We start from the raw sequence: 22829 nt of genomic DNA, 5'->3' as shown, positions 1-22829 counted from the left end.
AGGAAAGAGGGGTGCAGGAATTGGAAGGCAGGGCTCTGTTCCCGACTACAGGGATCTGCCCTCCAGTCCCTGGCCTCCGAACCTGGCCTCGCCTGAGGATAGGTTCAGGAGGTTCAATATGAGTAGTACGTTTAAAGTTCAGGTAGCTGATCAGGAATTTATCATTGAGACGGGAAAGCTGGCTTTTCAGGCTGGCGGAGCAGTGACGGTTCGGTGGGGCGATACCATCGTTTTAGCCACAGCTACTGCCTCAAAAGAGCCAAGAGAAGATGTGGATTTCTTCCCCCTCACAGTGGACTTTGAAGAACGCCTTTACGCTGCAGGAAGAATCCCCGGAAGCTTCTTCCGCCGAGAGGGGCGTCCAAGCGATGCGGCCATACTTCTGTGTCGCCTGGTAGATCGCCCCATAAGGCCCCTCTTCCCTGCAGGGATGAGGAACGAGGTGCATATCGTGATAACAGCTCTCTCCTCCGATGGGGAGCACTCCATTGACATACCCGCTATGGTGGGAGCATCAGCTGCTCTAACCATTTCCGATATACCTTTCAATGGACCTATCGGTGCTGTAAAAGTAGGCTACATTGATGGGCAATTCGTGATAAATCCGACCACTTCCCAGATGGAGCGCAGCCTTATAGATATAAAGGTCGCCGGAACTGAAGAGGCTGTCCTTATGGTAGAAGCTGGGGCTTCAGAGGTTCCGGAGGAGATAATCCTGGAGGCTATAAAAATTGGCCACCAGGCCCTCCAGGCCTTCATCCAGGTCCAGAAAGAAATGGCTGAAAAGGTGGGAAAGCCTAAGATGCAACCCCCACTGTACCAGCTTCCCGAGGCGACTCTCCAGGCCGTGGCTGAAAGGGCCGAAGGGCCCATAAGGGAAATTCTGAACCAGAACCTCATAAAAGCCGAAAGAAACGAGGCCCTGGATGCCATCCTGGAACAGTTGATAGCAGAGCTGAGCCAGGAACACTCCCCTCAAGACATAAAGGAGGCTTTCTTCCAGGTATTGAAAGGAATCGTTCGGAAGCGGATTCTTGATGAAGGAATCCGCCCCGATGGCCGGGGCCTTAAGGAGATAAGGCCCATAACGTGCGAGGTGGGGCTTCTTCCAAGAACCCATGGTTCTGGCCTCTTTACCAGAGGCGAAACCCAAGTTCTGAGCATCGCTACCTTGGGAACCCACAGTGATGAGCAGATAACGGATAGCATCGTGGCTGAAGAAACAAAGCGCTTTATCCATCACTACAACTTTCCACCTTACTCCACTGGAGAAGCCAAACCTATAAAAGCCCCCAGCCGGCGAGAAATCGGGCATGGGGCTCTGGCTGAAAGAGCTTTGGCTCCAGTAATTCCTTCGGAGGAGGAATTCCCCTATACTATCCGGCTTGTCTCAGAAGTTCTTTCTTCCAACGGCTCCACCTCTATGGCTTCGGTTTGCGGTTCAACTCTGGCCCTTATGGATGCAGGGGTGCCCATAAAGGCACCGGTGGCGGGGGTGGCTATGGGCCTCATAAAGGAAGACAACCGCTACGCCATCCTTACTGATATCCAGGGCATGGAAGACCACCTGGGAGATATGGACTTCAAAGTGGCCGGAACAGCCAGAGGTATAACGGCCCTCCAGATGGACATTAAAATATCCGGAATATCTTACGAAATACTGACGGAAGCTCTGGCTCAGGCGAAGGAAGCTCGCCTCTTCATCCTGGAGAAAATGCTCTCGGTTATTGATAAACCCAGACCGCACATATCGCCTTACGCTCCCAAAGTGGGGGTGATAAAGATTGAGCCAGAAAAGATCGGCCTTGTGATAGGGTCCGGAGGACGCACAATCCGCCATATCATTGAAGAAACCGGGACCAAGATCGACATAGAGGATGATGGGACTATTTACGTAGCTGGGGCTGATGGAGCAGGCGTTGAAAAGGCCATCCAGCTCATAAGGAGCTTAACGGAGGAAGCGGAAGTTGGTAAAATATATATGGGGAAAGTGGTGAGGATTACGGACTTTGGAGCTTTCGTGGAAATCCTTCCGGGCAAAGAAGGCCTGCTCCACAAATCCCAGCTTTCTGATCGGCGAGTTACAAGGGTTGAGGATGTGGTAAAGGAAGGGCAGGAAATAATGGTCATGGTCATAGATATTGATAAAGACGGGAGGATAAAGCTCTCGCGACAGGCAGTTTTAGAGGGATGGACGGCAGAAGAAGCCCGAGCTCGTGACCGGCAAAGCCAGAAAAAAAGCCCGACTTCCAGGTCCCCTGCGAGTCTGGGGGCCCGAATAAAAGTTAGGCCTTCCCGGAAGCTTTAAAGCTTTCCCCTTAGTACAGGGTAAAAAGACAATGGGGTCTTGCCTCCTGCAGGCTTGACCTCATATTTTTAACACCGTTTTGAGGAGGTGAAGAGCCATGGCGAAGAAATGGGTTTATATGTTCACAGAAGGCGGCGAATCCATGCGCGACCTTCTGGGTGGTAAAGGGGCTGGCCTTGCAGAAATGACAAAGGTAGGCCTCCCGGTCCCTCCCGGCTTTACCATCACCACCGAAGCCTGTAACGAGTACTTCAAGAATGGGGGGAAGTTTCCCGAAGGGATGTGGGAGCAAACCCTTGAAGCTCTGCGGAAAATTGAAGAGGAAACCGGGAAAAAGTTCGGCGACCCCTCCAATCCCCTTCTGGTTTCTGTGCGTTCCGGCGCCAAAGTATCCATGCCCGGAATGATGGACACCGTGCTCAACCTCGGCCTGAACGAGGAAACCCTCAAAGGCCTGGCCGCACTGACCCAGAACGAGCGCTTCGCTTACGATGCTTACCGCCGTTTCATCCAGATGTTTGGCCGTATTGTTATGAAGGTGCCGGGGGAGAAATTTGATGAGGCTTTTGAGAGGATTAAGGAGAAATACGGCGCTCATAAAGATACCGATCTTAACACTGAAGCTCTGAAGGAGGTAGTGGCTGAGTTCAAGCGCATCTACAAAGAGCACATCGGTGAAGATTTCCCCTCCGATCCATACGAGCAGCTGCGCAAAGCCATTGCAGCCGTTTTTGAGTCATGGTTTGGTAAGAGGGCTGTTGATTACCGCAATTTCTACGGAATCCCCCACGATTGGGGAACGGCTGTTAACATTGTCACCATGGTCTTTGGCAACATGGGGGATGATTCAGGAACAGGGGTAGCTTTTACCCGCGACCCCGCCACTGGTGAAAAAGTTCTGTGGGGAGAATACCTCACCAATGCTCAAGGCGAAGATGTAGTGGCCGGCATCCGCACTCCCTACAAGATTGAAGAGCTCAAAGAGACGATGCCCGAAATTTACGAGCAACTGGTTAAGGTCGCGGAGCTTCTGGAGCACCATTACAAAGACATGCAGGATGTGGAATTCACTGTAGAACGAGGGAAGCTCTGGATGCTCCAGACCAGGGCGGGGAAGCGCACAGCCAAGGCCGCTGTCAAGATAGCGGTGGATATGGTAAAGGAAGGGATAATCTCCAAAGAAGAAGCCATAATGAGGGTAACGCCAGAGCAGGCGGATCAGCTTCTCCATCCGCGTTTTGACGAGAAAGCCAAGGAAGAAGCGAGAGCAAAAGGGCGCTTCCTGGCTAAAGGGCTGAATGCTTCCCCCGGTGCTGCTACAGGTATAGCCGTCTTTGACGCAGACCTCGCTGAAGAGCTGGGCAAGAAAGGGGAAAGCGTTATCCTGGTGCGCCCTGAAACTTCTCCCGATGATGTCCATGGGATGCTGGTGGCCAAGGGCATCCTTACCCAGCACGGGGGAGCTACTTCCCACGCTGCTGTGGTGGCCAGGGGCCTTGGTAAGCCTTGCGTTGCTGGGTGCGAGGCCATTAACATTGACCTCAGCCGCCGCCTCTTTACGGTCAATGGCCGAACAATAAGGGAGGGGGATATAATCTCCATTGATGGTTCCACCGGTGAGGTCTTTGAGGGAGCAATCCTTACCATTGAACCTAAACTTGAGGAAGAAGAGGAGCTCCTTACTATCCTTTCCTGGGCCGATGAGGTGAGACGCCTTGGCGTTTGGGCTAACGCCGATTACCCAAGGGATGCCAAGCAGGCTCGTGATTTTGGAGCGGAAGGGATTGGCCTGTGCCGCACCGAGCACATGTTCTTTGAGCCAGATCGGCTCCCCCTTGTCCACCAGATGATCCTGGCTGAGACTCTGGAAGAGCGCCAGGCGGCCTTGGATAAACTCATGCCAATACAGAAAGAAGACTTCAAAGGCATTTTCAGGGTAATGGAAGGCCTCCCGGTTATCATCCGCCTTATAGACCCACCATTGCATGAGTTCCTGCCCAAGTATGAGGAGCTCGTGGCTGAGGTAACGGAACTAAAGGTTCGCCTTGAATACGAGAAGGACAAACCAGAACTTAAAGCTCGCCTTGCTGAGAAAGAAAGCCTTTTGCGGAAAGTAGCAGCCATGCGGGAGGCCAACCCAATGCTGGGTCTCCGGGGAGTCCGCCTGGGAGTTCTCTGGCCCGAAATCAACAGGATGCAGGTCAGGGCCATAATGGAGGCTGCCTGCGAGCTCACCAAAGAGGGGCTCAGGGTTTACCCCGAAATCATGATCCCCGTCACCGCCAACGCCAACGAGCTTAAGGTCCTCAAAGAGCTTGTGGACGAAACTGCCCGCAAAGTTATGGAGGAGCAGGGGGTCACCGTCCATTACAAGTTTGGAACCATGATTGAAATACCCAGGGCTGCCCTTACCGCTGCCGAGTTCGCCCGCTATGCTGAGTTCTTCTCCTTCGGCACCAATGACCTGACCCAAACTGTCTACGGGATATCAAGGGACGATGCCGAAGGGAAATTCCTCCTGGCTTATATGGAAAAAGGCATAGTGCCGGCCAACCCCTTCCAGACCCTGGACCGCGAAGGAGTGGGGAGGGTTATGAGGATATGCGTGGAAGAGGCTCGCCAGGTCCGGCCCGATATTGAAATCGGGATCTGCGGGGAGCACGGTGGTGACCCAGCTTCCATAGAGTTCTGCCATATCATAGGTCTGAACTACGTCTCCTGCTCTCCGTTCCGTGTCCCCATAGCGAGGCTTGCGGCGGCCCAGGCTGCCCTCCAGCATGAATACGGCTTGAAAAAGAAGATAATAGTGTAAACTCTAACCCTGCGGCTGGAGAAAGAGAGTGAAAGAGGCGAAGCCCTTTCCCTTAATTAGAAAAAGGGGCTTCGCCTTTATTTTTACGGGGCCCGGGGTTCTCATCCCTAGCATACCCCCGATTGGGCCAAAAGCGCTGGGCTCAATCCATAAGGAGGTAATTGAACCATGGAATGCAAAAAGGAAAGAAACCTTAAAATCTGCACCTGCACCTATGAACCTTGCGATAAGAAGGGCATTTGCTGCGAATGCATGGCCTACCACCGGCGCAGAGGGGAGCTTCCTGGATGCTTTTTCCCGCCGGAGGTGGAAAAAACTTACGACCGTTCCATAAGGCGTTTTGTCATGGCCCATAAGCATCTTCTCGGATGAGGAGGGGGAAGATGGCCTTCGGAGACTATCCCGGTAAAGGCAAAGTGGCAGTCCTGCGCACAACCCCTGAGACAGTCCTTGATGATTACAAACGGTTAATGAAACTGGCCGAATATGAAAAGGCCCTACCAAAAGACCGGGAAACCATCCTTAAAATAAACATTTCATGGCAAACCTGGTATCCGGCCTGCTCCACAGCCCCGTGGCAACTGGAAGGGGTTATCCGCACCCTTCTGGAAGATGGGTACACCAGGATATGGGGTGCTCACAACCGCACCGTGGTAGTGGATGCTTACATTGGTGAGCGCAACAACAAACACAAATACGTTTGCGATAAATACTTAATCCCCAGCATTCACCTTTACGAGCCCCATATCCGCTGGGTTCGCTACGAACCCAGGCACGAGCTTCTGGTCCTCCATAAAATCTACCCTGAAGGCATCCACATCCCTGAACCTTTCATAGGCAAAAACATAATCCACCTGCCCACGGTTAAAACCCATGTCTTTACCACCATAACCGGAGCCATGAAAAACGCTTTTGGCGGACTTTTGAGCGAAAAGAGGCACTGGACCCATGCCGTAATCCATGAGACCCTGGTGGACCTCCTCACCATTCAACAAGAGATACACTCGGGGATATTTGCTGTGATGGATGGCACTTTTGCCGGGGATGGGGCTGGGCCCAGGGCAATGCGCTGGCATGTTAAAAATGTAATTTTAGCCAGCGCCGACCAGGTAGCCATAGATGCCATATCAGCGAGAATGCAGGGTTTTGACCCCATGAGCATCCCTTTCATCCGCATAGCTCATGAGAAAGGGCTCGGCATTGGCGACCCTGACCAGATTGAAATTGTGGGGGAGGATAGGGATTGGGTTCTATCGCAGAACTGGGGCTTCAAGCAAGAAGACACCTTTGCCTCCAGAGGCCAGAAGATGATTTACCACGGCCCTCTCAAGCCCTTTGAGAACATCCTCTTGCGGTCACCCCTCGTGCCCTGGTCCTACATAGCCTCTCGTTTCTATTACGACGTCTTCTGGTACCCCATCATAGGTCACAAGAGGGTAAAATCGGCGCTGGAAACCCCATGGGGCAAGCTCTTCAAGGAATACGGTGATGGCAGAGTGGTATTTTCTGCTCCCGATCCGGTTGCTCTCTCAGTGGTGCTGGGGGCATTGGTCCTTGGATTCCTTGGCCTCAGAGCCCTCTGGAAATTCTTTACGAAGTGAAAAGGGGCCTGAACTTTAATGGAACCTGATGGTTAAAGGGTGTATATTATGGCTCTTCTACAACCTCTGGCGTCGCCGCCTGGGGTGGGTACCTTTTGGCGCAATTTTTCTGGTAACCATGGTAACAGCCGGGGTAACTGTTTCCCCCCTTTTTCTGGCGGTGGGAATTTGTTTTGCCCTGACCAGCCTCTGGGCTTACCGTTCGGGATTTTTATACTTCAAACCGGAGCAATTGCCTTCAGAAAAGGTTCCTCCCCTCAAGCCCGAGGAGAAAGTGTTTGTGCGAGCCTCTGGACCCTTTGAGGTTGAAAAAAAGCGGGGGTACTTTGTGGACCTGGCGGCGGCCTTTGAGGGGTTTGAGACCGGAGAGAAGGCGATAATGGCCTATGTTCCTCCTTCCCCTTTCTGGCCCAGGAGCGAGGTAGGGATGTGGTATTTTTTCTTCTGGCCCGAAGATGTCAGGAAAATAGAGGGGGGTCGCCTTTTCTTTGGCCTCCGCTCCTTTCCGGCCCTTAAACTCACTTGCCAAACCCCCAAAGGTCCTTTATCCTTATATTTAGCTTCGGGGGAACTAACTCGCCTTGAGAGGATAAGGCGATTTATCCATGCCAACGATGAGGCCTGGGTTTAAATCCAGTTCGGAGGAAAGGGAATGAAAGAATTAGCCATGCGCGCTCTGGAAACCGCTAAACTGAAAGGAGCCTCTTACGCTGATATCCGCATCGTCCACCGAATTGAGCAGAGTATAAACGTCAAAAATGGCGTGGTAGAGGCTATCTCCAACGAAGAAAGCTTCGGTTTCGGAGTAAGAGTAATAGCCGATGGGGCGTGGGGGTTCGCCAGTTCTTCCGTCCTCACCCCTGAGGAGGTGGACAAAGTAGCAGCCATGGCTGTGGCAATTGCCAGAGCCAGCGCCCTCACCAAGCTTGAGGATGTGGACATAGGCCCACCCGAAGTTCACGTTGGTCAATACAAAACCCCGGTTAAGATTGACCCTTTCTCCATTCCCTTGGAGAAAAAGATTGAACTTCTTCTGGCTGCCGATGCTGAAATGCGCCGGACGAAGGAGGTCAAAGTAGCCAGAGGGAGCCTTGGGTTTATAAGAGAATTCAAAATCTTTGCCAGCACCGAAGGGAGTTACATAGAGCAGGAAATCGTGGAGAGCGGCGGAGGGCTGGAGGCCACAGCCGTGAGCCCTGAAGATGTGCAGAAACGCTCATATCCCAACTCCTTTGGTCGCCACCAAGGGACAGCGGGCTGGGAATTTATTGAAGAAATGGAACTGGTGGAAAATGCCGCTCGTATTGGGGAGGAAGCTGCCCAGCTCCTCTATGCTCCCCAGTGCCCTTCTACCGTTACCACTGTAATTATAGGAGGAGCCCAGCTTGCATTACAGGTCCACGAATCCTGCGGTCATCCCACCGAGCTGGACCGCGTCTTTGGCACTGAGGCTTCCTTTGCGGGCACCAGTTTCCTCACTACCGAAAAGCTGGGGAAATTCCGCTACGGCTCAGAAATCGTAAACCTCACAGCTGATGCCACCATCCCGGGAGCTCTGGGGACCTTCGGTTATGATGACGAAGGTATTCCGGCTCAACGCACATATCTGGTAAAAGATGGGATTTTCACCGGTTACCTTATGAGCCGAGAAACTGCCCACCGCCTTGGCCTCAGGTCCAACGGTTGTATGAGAGCTGATGGCTGGAATCGGATTCCCCTCATCAGGATGACCAATATTAATCTAGAGCCAGGGGAATGGGATCTGGAAGATCTGATTGCGGATACTGAAGAGGGCATTTACATGGAGACCAACAAATCCTGGAGCATTGACGACCGACGCCTCAATTTCCAATTTGGAACGGAAGTAGCCTACGAAATAAAGAAGGGCAAACTGGGAAAGCTTCTGAAGAACGCCACCTACACTGGTATAACCCCTCAATTCTGGCAGAGCTGCGACGCCATCTGCAACGCCAAATACTGGAAAGTTTGGGGTACTCCGAACTGTGGCAAGGGTGAGCCTCTCCAGATAGCTCATGTTGGTCACGGTACAGCTCCAGCTCGTTTCCGCAATGTCAGAGTAGGAGTGATGAGAGAGTAGACCAGGGTTTACAGGAGCATAGCAACGCCACACCCGGCAACTTATCTAGCGTCAGGTAAACCGGGACAAATAGCGAACTGCAATCTGTCCTCGAGTGGAACTCAAAACCCTAAGGCCTGGGGTATGTGAGCAAAAGAACGACACTGTGCCTTGCTATTGAAACCCTTGGTAGCCCCTGAAACAGAAGGGGTGGAGAGAATCCGGACAACCTATCCCCACCTTTTCAAACAATTTCCTGTTAATCTGAGGAGTTAAGACGTATGAAAGCTTTACGAGCCCTGGTGAGTTTTTCCCTTCTGGTGGGTGGAATTTACCTTTTCATCACAGGCCTCTGGGCTGAAGCCCTTGACCTTAACCGTTCGGTATATCACCGGTATGGAGGCCTTATCGTAACCTTCATCGCCGCTGTCCATGTCTGGCTTAACCGCAAGGCCCTCTTATCTTATTTTCAGGGTTTACCTTCCATTCGTCTGGAAAAGCCACGCCCTGCTCCTTCTTTAGAAAAGCCTTCCCGCCGTGTCTTTTTCACTGCTTTTGCCACAGCGTTAGGAGGATTTATGGTGGGCTTCTTCTGGCCCCGGCGAGATCCTGAGATTGGACCTTATACCGACGTGGGCGAATTTTACCACCAGTGGAGCAAACCCGGGTTCAGGAGCCTTATAGGCCACTTGATCCAGTGGGGGGAGCCTGTCTCGCCCTTCAAGGAATACCCGAATGCCCCCACCATTCCCCTGCCCAAACCTGTACCCATAGGGAAGATGAGTGTAGAAGAAGCGCTGGAGAAGAGGCGTTCCATCAGGGACTATTCCCGGGAACCCCTTTCCCTGCAGGAGCTTTCCCTCCTCCTCCATCTGACGGATGGGATAACGCTGTGGCGTTACGGCATCGGTTTCAGGACGGCTCCTTCGGCGGGGGCTCTTTACCCTATTGAGATTTACCTGGTGATCAACCGGGTGGAGGGGTTAAAGCCGGGAATTTACCATTACAACGTTCGGGCCCACACTCTTGAACTTTTGAAAGAAGGGGACTTCAGGCAAGAGATGGTCAACTATTGTTTGGGACAGGAGATGCCAGGGACTGCGGCCGTAACCTTTATCCTCACGGCAATGTTTCAGCGAATCCGCTGGAAATATAGAGAGAGGGCCTACCGGTATATCCTCTTGGAAGGTGGTCATATTGGGCAAAACATATACCTTGGAGCTACGGCTATGGGCCTGGGGGCATGCGCTATCGGTGCCTTTCTGGATGACCCTGTGAATAGCCTGATAGGGATAGACGGCAAAAGAGAAGCTGTAATTTACATCCTTACGGTGGGGAAGAAAATAGCCTGAGAGAGCCTCCGATCTCAAACAGAGCAAAGCAATCCAACGCCAGCACAGTAATCGCGAGAGTGAGGAAAAATCTGGAGGGTCCAGGGGGCGGAGCCCCCATCTCGGGGGTTTGGGGATGTCCCCCAAAAACCTCTAAGAGGGAGCCATCAGCCACCCTTTGCATCCTGCCCACGAGTGGGACCCAAAACCATGGCAAACCCTCAGCCCACGAGGACGGGGAAAATTGGGGAGGTCCAGGGGGCGAAGCCCTCATCCCGGGGGGTTTGGGGGTGCCCCAAAAAACTTTTATTCAGATATAAGTTCAAGTTTAGCTATCCTCACCAGAAAACGCTTCAGGCCCTTGCCTGGAAAAGCCACCGTCACCTCCTCTTCACCATCCTTCACCACACTCTCCACCACAACTCCCTCTCCGAATAACGGATGGCGAACTTTGGCTCCAAGTTTAAAAGTAGGGGAAAAGACAAGAGAAGGTGCCTCTTTTTTCTCTTCCAGCTCTAAATCTTCGCTGTAATAGCGTAAAAGATATGAGGGAATCTCCTGGATAAAACGGGAAGGTTCCGAAGGAGAAGAGCCCCGGTATGGGGAACGACGAAATGTGTAGACAAGGTAAACTCTATCCATGGCCCTGGTTATCCCTACATAACAGAGCCTTCGCTCCTCCATCATCTCCTCTACATCACCGTAGGAACGAATATGGGGGAAAAGGCCCTCTTCCATACCGATTATGAAAACCACCGGGAATTCGAGCCCTTTGGCCATGTGAAGGGTGAGAAGAACTGGAACCTCCGTCTTTTCCTCCAGATTATCCACATCCGAGATAAGCGTTACCCCTTCAAGAAAAGCCGAAAGCCCCTCGCGTGGAGGAAAAGAGGCATACTCCTCAGCTGCCCTGCGTAGCTCCTGAACGTTTTCCCATCGCTCCTGGCCCTCCTGCGAGCCATCCTGAAGGTACTCGCCGTATCCGGTTCTCTCCAGCGTGTAATCCAGTAACCTGAGGATATCCATTTCATCGGCAGCTCTGGATAAATCTTCCAGAAGCTCCAGGAAAGCTATCAGGGCTCTGGAAACCTGAGGTGAAAAGCCCAAGTGCCTGGGGTCATCCCGGACAAGCTTCAAGACTTCGTAAAGGTGAAGGGCTCTGGCGAAGGCTATGTTCTGAAGGGTTTTCACTGTTTGAGGGCCAATCCCCCTCGGCGGGACGTTTATTACTCGCTGGAAGCTTATATCATCCAAGGGGTTAAGGATAAGGCGGAGGTAAGCCAGCACATCTTTTATCTCCTTCCGCTCGTAGAAGCGGATCGCGCCCACAAGCTTGTAAGGCATGTTGTGGCGGACGAAAGCCTCTTCTACAATCCGGGATTGAGCGTTAGTCCGATACATTACGGCAAAGTCGCCGAGGTTGTAAAGCTTCTTTGCAATGAGACGTTTTATCTCCCGCACTACAAATTCTCCTTCCTCAGCCTCATCGTAGGCCTCGTAGAGGATTATGGGAAGGCCTTTACCTCTTTCGGTGTAAAGTTTTTTGGGCGTGCGATGAGGGTTGTGAGATATTATGCTCTGCGCTGCATCCAAAATGCTCTGCGTTGAACGGTAGTTTTTCTCCAGAAGGATTATCCTGGCATCGGGAAAATCTTCCCGGAAACGCAAGACGTTCCGCCAGTCAGCCCCCCGAAAGCGGTATATGGATTGGTCTTCATCTCCCACGACAAAGAGGTTGCGGTGTATCCTGGCTAATTCCCTCAAAATTTCATACTGGACCATGTTGGTGTCCTGGAATTCATCCACCATTATCTGAAGGAAGCGGCGTCTGTATTTCTCCAAAACATGGGGTGCTTTCTTCCATAACCTTACCACCGAAAGGAGAAGGTCATCAAAATCCAGAGCGTTGTGGCTCCTGAGGATTCCCTGGTAGCGTTCGTAAACCCGGCGCAGAACTTCTTCCCAATAGGTGGAAGGGCTAAAATCAGAAGGGAGGATTATCTCCGCCTTCAAGCGCGAGATGGCTTGGAGAAAAGCGGGAGGACGATACAGTTTCTCGTTAAGGTTTAGCTCGCGCACGGCCTGACGGACTGCACTCAGTTGGTCTTCTTCATCGTAAATAACAAAAGAGGACGGTATGCCTATGGCTTCTCCTTCTCGCCTGAGGATGCGGGCACATATGGCGTGAAAGGTTCCAACGGTTATCTGCTCAACTCGCTCTCCCAAGAGCCTATAGAGGCGCTCCTTCATTTCCCTGGCAGCTTTATTAGTAAAGGTTACAGCCATGATGGAATAAGGAGAAAGGCCGCATACTTTTATCAAATAAGCAGCCCGGTGGACCAGGACCTTAGTCTTCCCACTTCCGGGCCCAGCGAGCACCAGAACCGGTCCTTCTATGGTTTCTACCGCTCTTTTCTGAGCTTCGTTTAAACCATCCAGAAGTTCCATAAGTTATGCGCCCCTTTACCGACGAAGGATTGTGCATCTCTGCGGCAGTTTACCTGTTAGAGCATCCCGGAGGGCTCCCGGCTCTTCCCCCGACATTATCACTACTTTTAGGGAAGGAAGTTTTTCCACCAGGTTCAACATGAGCTTTACTTTCTCCTCCATTCCTCCAGTAACGTCAACCCCGTGGGAATCCCCGAGAGAGCCCAAGATTTTATCCCAATCGGAAGGAGTGAGTTCTGGGATAAGTTCCGCACCCGGGTCTACGAGCGGGTCAGAGGTGAAAACCCCTTCCACTTTGCCTACTAAGAGGATTTCGGATGGGCGAAGTTTTGGGGCGAGATAAAAAAAGAGTTCATCAGTGGAAACTATGGTGGAACCACGGATCTGGTCAAAGGCCACATCTCCATAAATGATGGGAACGAGGCCTTTTTCCAGCGCCCTCTTCACCTGGCGCCATTCCCACCGGATTATGGTGCCGTTGCGGCAGAGGATTGAAGCAGAAGGCTGGAGAGGTAAAGCTTTCAGGCCTGAGGAAAGCAGGGCTTCAGTTACCAGGCGGTTCAGGCGAGCGGCAGCGGCAGCCGTTTCGGCAAAACCTTTCCACCCCTCAGGCCCATTGACCCCCTCTCTTACTCTATAGCGTTTCCCGGGAAAATGCCCAAAGGAGCCACTTCCATGCCCCACCACCAGTTTGAGGTTAGGGAAGCTCTCCAGAGCTTCCTTCATTTCCCTGGCGAGCCTTTCTATTACTTCCATCCTCGCGGTGGCTTCACGGGTTTTATCGGTTATCAGGGAGCCCCCCAGTTTGACCAGAATGAGCTTTCCAGACCCTGACTTCATTTTCCTCTACCTCTACAATGTCCCCTGTAGAAATTTTTTCCCATGGGATGAGGTCTATCATGGGTATTTCTGCAATAACCGCCCCCACCGCTACTACCGGATCGGCCTGAGAATTGATGATAGCAGCAGGGACAAGGCCTTTTTGTTTCAGACGATAGAGTATGTAAGAGCCTACCGTGCTGCCTTTCCCCGTGGGGAAAACCAGGATTTTCCCCGCAATTTTCTGGCCTTCCAGAGGATGACCCTTTTCTATGATTTCGCCAGTTTCCGGGTCCACTCCGCCGAAGAAGCTTATGGGTTCAGGAGAGACAAGGGCTTCCCCTGAAGCCTTCCCCGCCTTTATAACTCGACCTTTGAGGATTAAAACTTCAGCCTCCTTTGACCCATGGTGGCCTTTCGTCACTTTCATCCTCCGGAAAGTAGGGTTTGATGTCGAGGATTGGGGTGCCGTTATAGGCATCAAGGCCTTTGACTACCAGACGATTTCCTTCTCTATAGAGAAGCTCAACCACAGTTACTCCTATGCGGTTGGGGCGGACGGGGGCCCTCGTGCTAAAGACCCCTCGCAAGGGTTTTGAGGGATCGCCCCGGGGGTGAACCTTAAGGCAGGTTTCTTCTGCCAGGTGAAACCAGAAGATCACCATAATGCGTCGGAACTCTTCGATCCCTTCAAGCCCTTCCACCAGCTCAGGGTTTATCTCCAGGGTAGAGATTACCCGGGACCAATCCACTTTTTTGAAGGTTTTGTCTATGTTATTTACCACCGTGCCTATGGGTTTGAGGGATATTTCCATGATCATTTCTCCTGCCTAATTATAGTCTGGATGCCAGGCAGAGACAACCGTGAGCCACCTGGATCCCCAAATTTTTCCCACCCTCGTGGGCCTTAGGTTCGCCTCGGTTTAGGGTCCCACTCGTGGGCTGGATGCAAGGGGTGGCTGATCGCTTCCTTTTGAGGTTTTAAGGGACTCCCGGGATAGGGGTTCACTCTCCCAGTAGGTTCCTCACGTAGGTAAAGGATTGTTCCGCTTCGCACGCAGTGATATTTGAGTGGCTGTTATTTGCGTCTGCTTAAAGTGAAGAACACTGCAAGACAAATTCCCAGCACAGCCATTGAAAGAAGGCAGAAAATATTCAGATACCAAGGCATAACTTCAGTCTGAACACTTACCGGAACTGCAGGTGTCGGAGTTGCCGGCACAGGCGAAGCAGTAGGTAAGGGACTGGGGAATTTCGGAGTTATTTCAACTGGCGTGGGGGTTGGAAAGGGGGTGCTCGTTGGGGAAGGGGTATCAGTCGGCGGTAAAGGGGTGGGCGTAAAGGTTTCTGTGGGGGCAGGAGGAAGGAGAAATACTTCCTGGCTTGACCACGCCTGATTTAAACAGCGATCATAGGCTATTGCCTGCAATGTGTGTTTGCCCGGAGAATACTGGCTTGATTCAATCTCAAATTCATAGGGAGGAGCCAGAAGACTCCCAATCCATTTCCTGCCCAGATAGAGTTCAACCCTGGCGATGGTTTCATTATCGCTCGCTTCAACTTTGACCCTGAATTTCTTCGGCAATAGTACCCGGTTCGGAGCATTTATTGCTACTTTTGGTGGTTCTGAATCGGCCCGACGGGCAAGGGAATCACCGTAAGGAGCAGGGAAATCCCTGCGAACCTGCACAACAGGCATCCCCACTACACGGATACGGGCCGTGTCGGCTATCCCCAGACCACTTTGGGCCGCCATCTGGATGTAGGGTATGGAACTGGGATCGTAGCCCATCACGAGAGCACCTATTGTGTCAACTGCTACCACGTCCTGCCCCGCAATGATGAGTCCCATAGGAGGTTCAATAATCTTAGAACCAATAGGGCCATCTATCATTCCCCGCTGCCCATCAACCACTACAAAGTCCGGCTTCCTGGCAAGGTTGATGTCTACAATGTGCCTGTCAAGTTCGACAGGGATGTGAGATAAGCTGTGTTTGCCGAAGATGCAGCCAGGAGCATGATAGAGATCGTTGGGGAGCGCACCTATCATGTTCTTCATCCCCAAGGTTACTCCTGCAAGGAAGTGGTTCTTGAGGACTGGAACGCTTATGAGGACATCAGCTCTGAGAATAAGGTTGGGTAGCCAGTACTCTTTCCGGATCAATCCCGCCGGAATTACAACACGAGTAACTTTGCTGGGATCAGCTGCATCTGTACCACCGCTATCATTGAGGTCCACAAGAGGGACACCAGTAACATCGTCTTTCATGTCACTATCAAGATCGTATCCGGCAACCCGGAAAGCCGCCTGAGTGCAAAACCTATCCCGGTTCGGATCGCCCTGGCTGTACTGGGCTGTGCCTTCAGCGATGATGACTTCACGGGCGCCTGCTTCAAAAGCTATCCTCACCATCACCCTGGTCACCACCGGGTCGGTAACCATACCACTTCCAGCCGGGGCATCCATGACCAGGTTGGGTTTGACTACCACCAGATCGCCTGGCTTGATTATCCCTTCCAGCCCTCCGGCAAGCCGCACTGCCTCACGAACGGCTTCCTCCACATTGGATTGAACTTTGACGATGGCCACCCGGGTCGTGCCCTGAGGGGTATGAGAAGGCATAGCCAGACTTTGAAACGCTCTGGCTCCGAAGATAAGCGTCAGGAGTCCCAAAAGGTAAACCCACCGCAGGGAAATCCTCATCTTAAAGCCTCCGTTGCAAAGTCAAAACCCCACCCCAGCAACCCACCCATCACGACTAAAATTGCCAGACAGGCGGTCATAGCTCGCCCAGGAAGGAAGCAGGCCAGATTAGCCAAAGCTGTTCCGCGCAAAGATGGCCCCACCAGCAGGAAGGTGAAGAGTGCCCCCTGGCTGAAGCCCAAATCAAACAGACTTCTTGCGAGAGGGATGGAGCTCCCACCACATACGTAGAAAGGTGCTCCTATCCAGCCAAGCACTGGGATATGGAGTAAGCCATGCTTGGCGAGCCAGTTGAGGACCCCTGTCCAGGGCAGTAAAACCTGAAGGGCTGAGCCGGCTATGACGCCCAGGAGAAAATAGAGCCCTATGTGCTGTATTAGCCTGCTTACCGACGGAGGTTCACAACATTGCGGGGGAACCTTGCCTCCTCTAATCCCTACCGAAGAGCCAAAGAGTTTACCCAGGGATACACTGAGGCTCAGAACTGCTCCCAATTGCACCAGGCTGAAAGTGAGCCCGAAAGCCCCCAAAGTCAGGACGAACAGCTGGGGGTTCATAAGAGACGAGGCGAGGATAAAAGCCAGAGCCGCATCCCCTGCCAATCTCCGGTTCTGCAGACGAAGGATAAACGGGATTATTCCTACGGTGGGGAAAGGGGATAAGGTTCCCATCAGGGCTGCGAGAAGCGTCGCCCCGGGGAACGATGGGCAAGACGAACATGCTGGCCATTTCGTAACTAATTTTGATGAAAGCCAGGCAGCAGCAATACCCGCTGCAAGGTATGGCCCTAACCGTTCCACCGTTTCCGCACTTTTGAGCAGTATCAAAAGGACAGCAGAGACAAAATCAGCTGGCATCTTTAACTTCGCAGCCTCCGGGGCTGGCGGCAAATCAGGTTAGCCACTGTAATGCCAGATATGACTACTGCTTCTACACCACTGCCAGGCCAGGCGCTGGCACCAACAAGGTAGAGGTTCCGAATCGGAGTTTGCAACGGAAGGCGCCCGCTGTCGAGCACCGAACCGTAGATTGCGCCGTCAGGGTGCCCGGTGTAGCGGGTAATAGTCGCAGGCGTAGCAGCATCCCATGTGATAATGTGACGGCGCAGATCGGGCAGTAGAGTTTCGGCCTGGCGGATGATCTCCTCGGCAAAAGCGGCTTTGCGAGCTTTATAGTCTGGAGCATTGCGATCCCACGAGGTTGCCTCCGGTTGAGGGATCAGAGCCATTATCGTCAGGACGTGGTGACCAGAAGGGGCGAGGGTCGGATCCACTTTGGAGGGCAAGGCGAAGCCTAAACCCATGCCGCTCGGTGCGAGATACATGGTTATCGGGGCGATAGGTGGCTCGTAATCCAGAGCAAGAAAGACCTCAAAAACGGAGGTTGTGGGCTGAAGGGCTTCCACCTGGCGGGCAAATTTCCCGGGCAAATGCTCCATACCCACCAGCTCCCGGAACGTGACCCGCGCATCGGCGTTGGAGAGGATGACACTGGCACGAAATGTTGTGCCATCTGCGAGCTTAACTCCATAAACTATGCCGTCCCGCACCAGAATTCCTGTTGCCCTTTTGCCCAGAAGGATGGTGCCGTTGTGAGCCGGGATAACATCGGCAATAGCTCTGGGCAACTGGCCCGAGCCACCTTTCGGATAGAAACCACCGTCAAAGTAGTACCCGAAAATAGGAGCCATCTGACCAACAGTTAGCTTCTCCGGCTTATCGGTCAGGTATGAAGTGAGAGAACATAACACCCCTTTGAGGCGCTCGTTGCGCAGGTAAAAATCAAGCATTTCCAGGTAACTGCGATCCATCCAGCGGAAAGCGTGAGGGTGGGTGAGTGGGTAGCGCAGCATCTCCTCGGGATCAACGGGGGGACGAGGTGCCCCGCCCGTTTTTTCCAGATCTGCGTAGAGCTCCTGATATACACGGTGCATCTCTTGGAAAAACGCTTCAATGTTTTCCCGTTCATCCGGGAAAAGAGCAGCCAGCTGGACTATGAATTCCTCCGCACTGTGCGGAACCTTTATGCGTATGTCGCCAAGGATGTACTCATGAGTCATTCGCACAAATTCCAGACGGGATTCAATGCCCAGTTCCCGGAGCAGCCAGCGGACAGGTCCACGTGGTCCCAGACCGCTGATATCGTGAACGCCCACGTCAAATACATACTGGCGATGCAGACGTCGGAAGCTGGCACAGAGACCGCCCACGTAGCGGGCCTGCTCAACCACTAACACTTTCAGGCCTCGCTGGGCCAGAAGAGCTGCCGCTGTAAGCCCGCCCATACCCGCACCGATAACGATGGCATCAAATTCACCCTCGCCGAGAAGCGAACCTTTGGGGAGCTCTGGCGGATGCCAGCCGAAAGGCCGTTCCCACTTTTCAATCTCCCGCGCCAGCACACGCCTGGGGAACCAGTTGGGGAAAAAGATGGAGAAAGCAATGCCTGTTCCGAGCAGGACATTGGGAAACACCACGGTCAGAAGAATTCTGTGGGCGGGCCAGGACATGGCAACCAGATTTGAAACAACGCCGAAGGTGAAGATAACTGCCCAGACCAGAGTGATTATCTCATTGGTGCGGCGGAAGAGGCCATGCTGCCAGTATTCCCGTGGCCAATCATCGCGAGCGTACTGATAAGTGAAGGGATTGCGGGCAATGAGGGAACCCCAGGCCATGAGGGCCAGAGCAGTATAGACGAGCACCCCTCCATGGGTGATGAACAGATCGCTGCGCAGGATAACCGTGAAGACAAAATGCAGAGCGAAAAAGGCCAGCGTTACCGCATCCATAAGCTTGGGGTTACCAATGCGCAACCGGTAAAGGTTGAGGGTGAGGGCAACGATGAGGGCTACAATGAGGCCAGGCACTACCAACCCTGGCCCGGAAAGCGACCAGTAGACGATCCAGGGAACAAAGGATATAAAAATCCAGACCGTTGAAGGAATTCTTCCAACCATAGTACCTCCTTAGGACAGAGGGTGATGGCTTCCTTTAAAGGCTCTGAGAAAGCGAACGGACGGGCCCATCCCGACATACAAGCCACCCTTTCCGTTCGCAGGAACCACACACCCCAAAACCACACCGTATATAGCTTTCATAGCTGAACTGAGCCGGAAGCTTCCAGAAGACGGCAATTTCACTAAGGGCCTCCAGCATCCCTTCGGGCCCACAGCCGCAAATGGAATCGGGCCTGAGTTCGGGAATGAGCTTTTCCACCAATTCTGGAGCTTTTCCCCGGAAACCCAGAGAACCATCCTCGGTAGCCAGGTGGACCTGGCACCCCAGCGCTCTGAAATCCTCTACAAAGATAAGCTCTTCGGCGCAGCGAGCCCCGATAACTGCATCCACAGAGCAACCCTGCGCTCTGGCCCGCCGGGCGAGGAACAGCAGGGGAGCAACCCCATACCCTCCACCCACGAGAAGCAACTTATTGCCTTCGATGGAAAATCCTTTTCCATAGGGCCCCCGCAGCCACAGGGTATCTCCTGGCTTTTTCTCGTGCAATTGCGAAGTAAAGGGCCCAACGCGAGCTACCGTAATAACTACCGGAGAATCATTGACGAGACTAAAGGGCTTTTCGTCCACCCCTGGAAGCCAGACCATTACAAACTGCCCCGGGATGGCCTCCAGTTTACCGTCCAGAATGAAAGTTTTAACTTTAAGGCTTTCATCTTTCACCAGTTTTATAGCGAAAGGAACGGGCAGATTATGAACGGTGGGCAATTCCCCGCACCTCTTCAATGCTTCGGTACCCTAGTTTTTGCATCAAGTCAGCGAGTTCTTCCTGTATGAGATTGAAAGCCTGAAGGCCCCGGTAATAAACCGCTGAACCTACGCCAACTGCGGTTGCTCCAGCCATAATCATTTCCAGCGCATCCTTTCCAGTGGTAACCCCGCCAGTGCCGATTACTGGAATTTTAACATTTTGGGTTATCTCGTAAACGCACCGCAGAGCTATGGGCTTTATGGCTGGCCCTGAAAGACCCCCCGTCCGATTGGCCAAGATAGGGCGTCCAGCATAGACATCTATGAGCATTCCGGCAACAGTATTGATGGCACAGATTGCGTCGGCGCCAGCTTCCTCAACAGCACAAGCTACCTCCGCGATATCGGTCACGTTAGGCGAAAGCTTCACTATTACAGGGATAGAAGTAACAGCCTTTACAGCTCTGGTAACCTTTGCCGCAGCTTCCGGATCAGCAGCAAAAGGGCGTCCAAACTCTTCTTCAACATTGGGGCAGGATATGTTAACTTCAATGAAATCGGGCGAAGCGCTGGAAATTATATGGGCTGTCCTGGCGAACTCCTCAATGGTGCTCCCAAAGATACTGGCTATGATGGGTGTCTTCAAGGGGGCAAGAAGCTTTTTAGCTTCGGCGATGATCCTGGCCATGGCCTCTGCACCCGGGTTAGCAAGCCCGACAGCGTTAATCAAGCCATGGCCCCATTCCAGCACAGTGGGGTTGGGATGGCCGCGACGAGGGGCAAGACTGCACGACTTAGTAGTCACTGCACCAGCACCCGCCTCTGCCACCCGGGCCAGAAGTTCAGGCCCTGTCCCCAGCACGCCTGAAGCCAGCACCAGGGGGTTTTTCAACCTGTAACCGCATAAGTCCACTCCAAGGTTCACCATTAATTTCCCCAGAGCTCGGCAGAAACCCTATCCTTTTCCTCTTGTGAAAGCCGCCCCTCTCTCACCAATATTTCCAGCATCTCCCTGAGCCGCAGGAAAGAGTGAAGCCTGTACCCCTTGGCTTCCAGAAACTCTCTGCCCCCCTGTTCCCGATCTATAAGCACTACGATATCCTTTACCCTGAGACCCGCCTGCTCAAGAGGCTCAATAACCCTTAGCTTGCTATCGCCTGTAGTGATGAGGTCATCCAGGACGACAGCGCACTGGCCAGGCCTGAACTCACCTTCAATAGCTCGGGCAATACCATAAGTTTTGGCCTCTTTGCGAGGGTAAATCAGGGGCTTATTCATCTCCATTGCTGTCAGGACACCGAAAGGCAAAGCAGCGTAAGGAATAGCTGCTATAACATCAAAATCCAGGGGAGCGAGGAGCTGCACATACACCGGAATCACCTGCCGCATAAGCTGAGGGAAAGATGGCAAGGGGCGAAGGTCAATGTAAATGGACGAAGTTTTGCCTGATGCTAGGGTGAAACTCCCAAACCGTATGCAACCGCTATCAAAGAGGCTAAGGGTCAGGCGAGCCGCGGGGGAATGCGTGGATTTTCCCTTTAAGGCTTCTCGCGTGCGGTTTATACGTTCCCGGTATTCAGCAGCTGCCTGGCGTGGATTTTCGGCATAGATTACATCGCGGGACACATTCACAACGACTCTGCCTTCTGGTTCGGCCAGTCCTGCTGCCAGAGCTTCCTCCAGGTCACCTCCCTGAGCTCCCACTCCCGGAAGCAGGAGCCAGGCTTCGGGGGCCACCTCCCGCACTGCACGGACTGCTTCCGGATATGTGGCTCCCACCACTAACCCGATACGGGATGACAAACGTGCAGCCCATTCTGCCACCCTGAGATACAAAGGCTTGCCTTCCACCAATCGGGTCTGGAAATCTGTGGCACCGGGATTAGAAGTATGGCAAAGGACAAACAAACCTTTATCTTTGTAAACCAGGAAAGGTTCCAGAGAATCAGCTCCGAGATAAGGGTTAACGGTGACAGCATCGGCCCCGAGGAAATCAAAGGCGACTGCTGCATAGGCTTCGGCGGTAGAACCTATATCGCCCCACTTGGCATCAAGGATTACGGGGATTTCAGATGGTATAGCCTTTATAATCCTGCGGAGAACATTGAACCCTTCTGGGCCTAACGCTTGATAAAAAGCGAAGTTAGGTTTATAAGCGCAGACCAGATCAGCCGTATATTCAATGATTTTGAGGCTGAAAGCAAAAAGGGGATCTTCCTCTTTCCAGAAAACCTTTGGGACATGACCCGGTCTGGGATCAAGGCCTACGCATAGGAAAGAATTATTCTTCCTCGTAGCAGCCTGTAGCTTTTCCCAAAAATCCATCACCTTGCTCCCTCTGCATCTGGTAAGCCATTTTAGCAGATTTAAGGCACAGGTCAAACTCTCCGGCCTCGTCCACCTCGGACCGACTGAAAACCCAGGGGCAACTACTGGGGAATCCGGGGAAACCCCTTAAACAAGGAACAAACAACCATCATTTACAACCCGTCCACGAAGGGGGCGAAGCCCCCATCCGGGGGTTGAGGGTGTCCCCCAAAAACCTCTAAAAGGGAGCGAGCAGCCATCCTTTGCATCCCGCCCACGAGTGGGACCCTCGGGCGTGGCAAACCCAATGCCCACGAGGGCGGGAAAAACCGGGGGTCCAGGGGGCAAAGCCCTCTGGCAAGGGGTCTGGGGGATGTGCCCCCAGAAACTTTCAAAAAGGGAGCCATCACCCACCCCTTGCACCCTGCCCGCGAGTGGGACCCTGAACTGTGGCAAACCTCAAGCCCACGAGGGTGGGAAAAATCTGGGGGGTGGAAGGGGGCGAAGCCCCATCCCGGAGGACTTTGGGGGTGTCCCCCAAAACCTCAGAATGCAAGAGCCGCAAAAGCTTGCCCTCTCCATCTTGAAATGGTAAAATAAAAGCAAAAGGTTCGCCGGAGGAATCAGCAGTGCCAAAATTAGCCCTAATGATAATTCTTCCAATAGTTTTAAACCTCATTTTCCCATCACCTCCTCCTTTTGCTCCACCTCCTAC

Annotated in this window: 17 protein-coding genes; 7 read left to right on the top strand and 10 right to left on the bottom strand. The window is 52.9% G+C overall.

The genetic code is table 11. The features are described 5' to 3' along the window. Positions 1–118: 118 nt before the first annotated feature. The 7 genes from NZ653_04945 (at position 119) to NZ653_04915 (ending at position 10150) form a co-directional block, all read left to right on the top strand. Complete coding sequence (locus NZ653_04945; GenBank protein ID MCS7286464.1) at positions 119–2308, top strand: polyribonucleotide nucleotidyltransferase; 2190 nt, start codon at positions 119–121, stop codon at positions 2306–2308. A 97-nt stretch (positions 2309–2405) separates the two neighbouring features. Next, complete coding sequence (ppdK, locus tag NZ653_04940; protein ID MCS7286463.1) at positions 2406–5120, top strand: pyruvate, phosphate dikinase; 2715 nt, start codon at positions 2406–2408, stop codon at positions 5118–5120. A gap of 168 nt (positions 5121–5288) precedes the next feature. Continuing rightward, positions 5289–5492 carry a DUF6485 family protein gene (locus NZ653_04935; GenBank protein MCS7286462.1) on the top strand — a complete coding sequence of 68 codons (204 nt, stop codon included), beginning with the start codon at positions 5289–5291 and terminating at the stop codon, positions 5490–5492. An 11-nt stretch (positions 5493–5503) separates the two neighbouring features. Then, positions 5504–6721, top strand: coding sequence for a DUF362 domain-containing protein (locus NZ653_04930; protein ID MCS7286461.1), 1218 nt, complete (start codon positions 5504–5506; stop codon positions 6719–6721). 28 nt (positions 6722–6749) lie between these two features. Continuing rightward, the gene (locus NZ653_04925; protein ID MCS7286460.1) at positions 6750–7352 is read left to right on the top strand and encodes a hypothetical protein; all 603 of its coding nucleotides are present in this window, start codon (positions 6750–6752) and stop codon (positions 7350–7352) included. A 21-nt stretch (positions 7353–7373) separates the two neighbouring features. Then, complete coding sequence (locus tag NZ653_04920) at positions 7374–8819, top strand: TldD/PmbA family protein (GenBank protein MCS7286459.1); 1446 nt, start codon at positions 7374–7376, stop codon at positions 8817–8819. 260 nt (positions 8820–9079) lie between these two features. Continuing rightward, positions 9080–10150, top strand: a complete 1071-nt coding sequence (locus NZ653_04915) for a SagB/ThcOx family dehydrogenase (protein ID MCS7286458.1) — start codon at positions 9080–9082, stop codon at positions 10148–10150. 285 nt (positions 10151–10435) lie between these two features. Here the strand turns inward: NZ653_04915 and NZ653_04910 are convergent, their stop codons facing one another. From NZ653_04910 to pyrF, 10 genes are all read right to left on the bottom strand, one after another. Next, positions 10436–12577 (bottom strand): UvrD-helicase domain-containing protein, encoded by a 2142-nt coding sequence (locus NZ653_04910; protein ID MCS7286457.1) that lies wholly within the window; start codon positions 12575–12577, stop codon positions 10436–10438. A 15-nt stretch (positions 12578–12592) separates the two neighbouring features. Further along, entirely contained in the window at positions 12593–13417 is an 825-nt protein-coding gene (locus NZ653_04905; GenBank protein ID MCS7286456.1) for an isopentenyl phosphate kinase, read from the bottom strand. Then, positions 13356–13826 carry a DUF126 domain-containing protein gene (locus NZ653_04900; protein ID MCS7286455.1) on the bottom strand — a complete coding sequence of 157 codons (471 nt, stop codon included), beginning with the start codon at positions 13824–13826 and terminating at the stop codon, positions 13356–13358. Before NZ653_04900 ends, NZ653_04905 begins: the two co-directional genes overlap by 62 nt. Next, the gene (gene tsaA, locus NZ653_04895) at positions 13786–14211 is read right to left on the bottom strand and encodes a tRNA (N6-threonylcarbamoyladenosine(37)-N6)-methyltransferase TrmO (GenBank protein MCS7286454.1); all 426 of its coding nucleotides are present in this window, start codon (positions 14209–14211) and stop codon (positions 13786–13788) included. Before tsaA ends, NZ653_04900 begins: the two co-directional genes overlap by 41 nt. Before the next feature lie 263 nt (positions 14212–14474). After that, positions 14475–16100 (bottom strand): DUF362 domain-containing protein, encoded by a 1626-nt coding sequence (locus NZ653_04890; protein ID MCS7286453.1) that lies wholly within the window; start codon positions 16098–16100, stop codon positions 14475–14477. Continuing rightward, positions 16097–16957 (bottom strand): permease, encoded by an 861-nt coding sequence (locus tag NZ653_04885; protein MCS7286452.1) that lies wholly within the window; start codon positions 16955–16957, stop codon positions 16097–16099. The genes NZ653_04890 and NZ653_04885 overlap by 4 nt, the downstream gene beginning before the upstream one ends. Before the next feature lie 2 nt (positions 16958–16959). Then, on the bottom strand, positions 16960–19059 hold the full coding sequence (locus tag NZ653_04880; GenBank protein ID MCS7286451.1) for an NAD(P)/FAD-dependent oxidoreductase: 2100 nt from the start codon (positions 19057–19059) through the stop codon (positions 16960–16962). A 34-nt stretch (positions 19060–19093) separates the two neighbouring features. Then, positions 19094–19825, bottom strand: a complete 732-nt coding sequence (locus tag NZ653_04875; GenBank protein ID MCS7286450.1) for a dihydroorotate dehydrogenase electron transfer subunit — start codon at positions 19823–19825, stop codon at positions 19094–19096. Further along, positions 19809–20735, bottom strand: coding sequence for a dihydroorotate dehydrogenase (locus tag NZ653_04870; protein ID MCS7286449.1), 927 nt, complete (start codon positions 20733–20735; stop codon positions 19809–19811). Before NZ653_04870 ends, NZ653_04875 begins: the two co-directional genes overlap by 17 nt. After that, positions 20735–22132, bottom strand: a complete 1398-nt coding sequence (pyrF, locus tag NZ653_04865) for an orotidine-5'-phosphate decarboxylase (GenBank protein ID MCS7286448.1) — start codon at positions 22130–22132, stop codon at positions 20735–20737. Before pyrF ends, NZ653_04870 begins: the two co-directional genes overlap by 1 nt. Positions 22133–22829 lie beyond the last annotated feature (697 nt).

Source organism: Anaerolineae bacterium (genome assembly GCA_025062375.1).
In the GTDB taxonomy this organism is placed as follows: Bacteria; Chloroflexota; Anaerolineae; order SpSt-600; family SpSt-600; genus SpSt-600.
The sequence above is the reverse complement of the archived record's forward strand: the minus strand, read 5'-3'. Positions and strand labels throughout refer to the sequence as shown.